Source organism: Wolbachia endosymbiont of Glossina morsitans morsitans, from assembly GCF_000689175.1.
In the GTDB taxonomy this organism is placed as follows: Bacteria; Pseudomonadota; Alphaproteobacteria; order Rickettsiales; family Anaplasmataceae; genus Wolbachia; species Wolbachia pipientis.
Map to the genome: position 1 here is coordinate 1 of NZ_AWUH01000176.1, position 4,679 is coordinate 4,679.

Genomic DNA, 4,679 nt, shown 5'->3' on the forward strand with positions numbered 1-4,679 from the left:
GTTGAACCGATGGAGCGTACATTACTATTGCCAGGCAGCAATTTATTTAATAAATTACCACTTACATCTATTAGACCCCCTTCACGGCTTTTCACCCGCATTTTTATATGACGAGATCTAAAAGTCCTCAAGAAAAGCACCTTTCTTTTCTTCTGCCCAAAAAGTTTCTCTAAGAGCCGGAGCATCAATTACAGCTGCCACAACTTTTATTTTTATGAATGAGACAGACTGATACTGCAAAATAAACCATGCAACTAGAAAAGTTCTCCCTGCCCTCTATAGGCATAATAAACCAAGTATAACCGTTATCTTTTATTTCTTGGTCAGTATCATCTTCGGAAATAAACCCATAGTCTCGTTTGTAGTCGTGCAAGCAATCGTATATGGTTTGCTTGGATTTTGAATAAGTTTTATTAATGAAGTCTGCTGATTTAACATTAGAAACTTGCAATTCATTAAAATCGCGCATAAGCTGCCTGGAAGCACTACGCACAGAATCAAGCATCACATTAATTCGTGGTGATGAGATGGACATTCTTCCTTTTACTCTTTCACTCTTTCATAATAGCTGTCACCTGGAGTATATACTACAATTTTATCCTCTTCTTTTATAAATTGAGGCACGTTAACGCGCATTCCGTTTTCCAAAATTGCAGGCTTATAAGAAGCAGTAGCAGTTTGTCCTTTAATAACAGACTCTGTTTCTTTCACAGCAAGTGTAACATAATCAGGCACATGCGCAGAAATTATTTTGTCTTGATAAGCTACAACTTTAATTTTCATGTTATCCTGTAAATAAATTTTTCTTTCTCCCAATAAGTCCAAATTTATAGTGATTTGCTCGTAATTACTTGGATGCATAAGATTTACAATGTTTCCTTCAGTGAAAAGGTAAACATATTCCTCTTCATCTAAAATTGCCCTTCTGATTGTTGCGTCAGAACGAAATCTTTCATAGTGTTTTGCTCCGGTCTTGATATTTTTCATTTCAGCTTGTATGTATGCACCACCTTTACCAGGTTGAGTATGCATAATACCTACAACCAAAAATAATCCGCCGTTATGTTCCAACACCTGACCTGCTCTAATATCGTTAGCTCTTTCTGCCATAATTACATTTTCAGTTTAATCCTATAATTATAAATAGCTTTATATAAATATCAAAGTCTTTATTAGTCAATAAATTCTGGTATATTTAACACTATATACCTCCCCTTTATATTTATATGTGGAAATATCTCTTTAGTGAAAGACAGCATAATACGTTTTTTTGTGCTGATAACTAAAATTTCTAATATATCCCCTGAGCCGAAATTATACACAGATTTTACATAGCCATATAATTCATTACTTTTCAGCCTTACTTCCATATCTACAAGGTCACTTTGATAAAATTCATCCTCATCATTTAGCTCTGGTAACTTGCTTCTTTCTATATATAGCTTCTTATTCCTTAAAAGCTCTGCTTCATTACGGGAATTTACTCCGCTTATTGTAGCTATTACTAAATTATCACCTATGACGGATACTGAGTCTATTTTATAATTCTCATCACCACTTATTAGCTTACCATATAAGAAGATATTTTCAGGCTTTTCAGTAAAGGTTTTTACTTTAACAGCTCCTTTAATTCCGTGAGGAGAGGTAATAATTCCTAAGCATACCAGATTGTCGTTCATATTAATGCAAGTATCTAATCAGAAGATTTCTCAGATAAATATTGAGTCAAAATCTCGATGCCTTCATCAATCTCTTTTTCAGTGATAATGAGTGGAGGTAAAATTCTCACAACGTTATCTGATGTTCCCCCAACAGTAAGCAAGCCGCGATGACTTAACTCTTCTGCAAACTTTTGATTGTCTGCTTTCACTTTTATTCCAAGCATTAACCCTTTCCCTCTTACTTCCTCTATTATTGGAAATTTACTTGCTAAGTCTTCTAGTTTATTTTTTAAGTATTTACCTCTAATTTCAACATTTTTCAAAAAGCCGGGGCTGAGCAATTCTTCGAGCACAGCATTACCTACTGAGGTTGCAAGCGGATTGCCACCAAAAGTGGAACCGTGCATACCAACTGCCATATATTTAGCAGCCTTTTCAGTTGCAAGACAAGCCCCCAGCGGAAACCCGCCGCCTATTCCCTTTGCAAGAGCACATATATCAGGTTCCACTCCTATATGTTCGTATGCAAATAATTTTCCTGTCCTGCCAGCACCGCATTGCACGCAATCAAAAAATAACAATATGTCATTTTCATCACACAGCTTTCTTAGTTCTTTCATAAAGACTTCATTCATTACTTTGATACCACCTTGCCCTTGTATTGGTTCTATTAATATAACGCCTATACCACTTGAAATTGCTTTCTTTACGCTCTCAATATTGGGCTCGATGTTATCACACCAATCAATGTAGGGATTTAGTAATTCAGAAAATTTCTGTTTATCGTTTGTAGCACAAGTTAAAAAGGTTCTTCCATGAAATGCACCATGGAATGTTAAAATTCTGTGACGATTTTTATTGCCTTTTCCATTTTGATAGATCCTAGCAATCTTAAGCCCACATTCTACTGCCTCTGATCCAGAATTTGAGAAAAATACAGTGTCAGCGAAACTGTTGTTTATTAATTTTTCTGCAAAATTATTGGCAGCAGGTATATTATGGGTATTTGATATATGCCATAATTTTTCTCCTTGCAATTTAAGAGCACTAATTAATCGCGAATTAGTGTGACCTAAGCTACTAACGGCTATTCCGGAGTGAAAATCTACGTAGCGCTCACCATCAACATCATATAGGTAGATACCTTTGCCATGAGAAAAATTTATATTAACAGGAGAATAAACTGGCAAAATAGGAGAAATTGTCATAAAATATTATATGCTAAATTTTATTATTAATAACATAAAAACCGTTGTTTCACAATAAGAAGGATATGTATAAGCTAGGTAAATTGATGTTTTCTGCGTTGAAGAAAAACAAATACACAAAAGTTATTGTATTACTCTCATCGATCTTTATGATTTTATTCAGTGTGATATATTGTAATCATTTACTAAGGAGTAATTTCCTTTCTTCTTACCGTGATTCAAGTGTAAACTTAAAAGGCGTACTGGAAAATGGCATAATAAAAAAATACCATTATTTACTAATAGAAAAGCATCACATTAAATACAAAAATTTTGACTACATAAACCAACTAGTAAAACTACGTGCTGAATTATTACAATCAGTGAGCAAAGTAAAGGATTTCAGCTTAATACTGTATGATCAAAACGGCAGAATAATATTCAGTAATTTTAACACTCAAGATTATGATTATGAACAGTTACTTACAAACGATGAAATTGATAAATTATTAAGTAACCAAGAAATATTTTATACTACAGGAAATACATTAACTTCTATTTTCCCTATATTCCATGAAAATAGCGTTAAACCGTCGTTTTTTTTGAAGATTCTTCGAAACTACAATAATTCTTATGTTATAGCATATGGCCTGTTTTTAACATTTTTGGGCCTATTATTAATAATCTTAATATTAATAATGTTCTATTTGCACTTTTCTAATACCCAAATGCTAGCCAAGCAACATAAAACTAACATTGAATTACAGCAGATAAAAGAGACATTAGAGCAAGAAAATGCAAACAAGCTAAAGTTTTTTGCAAGCGTTACACATGAATTACGCACACCTCTTAATGCTATTATTGGATTTGCGGAGTTGATCAAAAATAAAACTTTAGGTTCAATGGATAATTCTCAATACAAGGAGTATGCAGACGATATATATAATGCAGGAACACACTTACTTACCTTAATTAATGATGTGCTCGATTTTTCTAAAGCTGAATCAAGTAGTTTAACAGTAGAAAAAGTGAAATTTAACCTGAACAAAATAATGGATTCATGCGTAAATATGCTATTACCTAAATTAAAAGAAGCCGGGATTAATTTAAAAAAAGAGATGACTAATAAACAATTATTAGTCATTGCAGATCCCAAGAGAATGAAACAAGTTATAATAAATTTATTATCAAACTCAATCAAGTTCACTCCCAAAGATGGTTTAATAAGAATGGTGATAAAAGAAAATATAGAAAAAAACTTATTAACTATTGAGTTTCATGACAATGGAATAGGAATAATGCAGCAGGACATATATAAAGTTATGTCTGTTTTTGGCCAAGCAGATTCGGGGTATAGAAACGAAGGTACGGGCATCGGATTGCCGCTAAGCAAGAAATTAGTAGAGTTAATGGGTGGAACTTTTGACATTAAAAGTGAAGCAAAACTTGGTACTACGATAACATTGAACTTCTTTTATGAAGAACGAACATGTGAAGATTCGATTGATTTTTAATAGGATCTATTTGATATGGCCTTACATCAGACGAAAACCACACTTTATCAAAAGCGGCAAGCCGAGAAGGTAGGCAGAAATTCATCAATAAGCCCCCATCAAGAATCTTATCTGTTAGCTATATATAAAATTTGATACTCTGACTACAATATACTACTATAGATGGAAGTGTTATTAATGGAGCAAGGTATGGAATTAGCAGTAGGAAATAATGCACCCGATTTTAGCTTGCCAGCAGATTCTGGTGAAAATTTATCACTGAGTGAATTTTTTGATAAAAAAAATGTAGTTCTTTATTTTTATCCTAAAGACGATAC

At 33.2% G+C, this 4,679-nt stretch carries 5 protein-coding genes and 1 pseudogene; 2 read left to right on the forward strand and 4 right to left on the reverse strand.

Annotated elements, in window-relative coordinates:
• From WGMM_RS04510 to WGMM_RS04525, 4 genes and pseudogenes are all read right to left on the reverse strand, one after another.
• Window positions 1-535, reverse strand: a pseudogene (locus tag WGMM_RS04510) (inositol monophosphatase family protein); the annotation flags it as partial.
• An 8-nt stretch (window positions 536-543) separates the two neighbouring features.
• Entirely contained in the window at window positions 544-1,110 is a 567-nt protein-coding gene (gene efp, locus WGMM_RS04515; protein WP_038250703.1) for an elongation factor P, read from the reverse strand.
• A gap of 62 nt (window positions 1,111-1,172) precedes the next feature.
• Window positions 1,173-1,679 carry a ribosome maturation factor RimM gene (gene rimM / locus WGMM_RS04520; RefSeq protein WP_038250708.1) on the reverse strand — a complete coding sequence of 169 codons (507 nt, stop codon included), beginning with the start codon at window positions 1,677-1,679 and terminating at the stop codon, window positions 1,173-1,175.
• Window positions 1,680-1,693: 14 nt separating this feature from the next.
• Complete coding sequence (locus WGMM_RS04525) at window positions 1,694-2,869, reverse strand: aspartate aminotransferase family protein (protein ID WP_038250714.1); 1,176 nt, start codon at window positions 2,867-2,869, stop codon at window positions 1,694-1,696.
• Between the two features lie 65 nt (window positions 2,870-2,934).
• Between WGMM_RS04525 and WGMM_RS04530 the strand changes: the two genes are divergently transcribed.
• Entirely contained in the window at window positions 2,935-4,362 is a 1,428-nt protein-coding gene (locus tag WGMM_RS04530) for a sensor histidine kinase (protein ID WP_038250719.1), read from the forward strand.
• 189 nt (window positions 4,363-4,551) lie between these two features.
• The coding region (locus WGMM_RS07385) for a redoxin domain-containing protein (RefSeq protein ID WP_128080216.1) at window positions 4,552-4,679 on the forward strand (128 nt) is incomplete at its 3' end.

Bases quoted from the DNA above. Each gene is read 5' to 3' on its own strand.
- rimM (WP_038250708.1), bottom strand. From the start codon at position 1,679: ATGAACGACAATCTGGTATGCTTAGGAATTATTACCTCTCCTCACGGA.
- WGMM_RS04525 (WP_038250714.1), bottom strand. From the start codon at position 2,869: ATGACAATTTCTCCTATTTTGCCAGTTTATTCTCCTGTTAATATAAAT.
- efp (WP_038250703.1), bottom strand. From the start codon at position 1,110: ATGGCAGAAAGAGCTAACGATATTAGAGCAGGTCAGGTGTTGGAACAT.
- WGMM_RS04530 (WP_038250719.1), top strand. From the start codon at position 2,935: ATGTATAAGCTAGGTAAATTGATGTTTTCTGCGTTGAAGAAAAACAAA.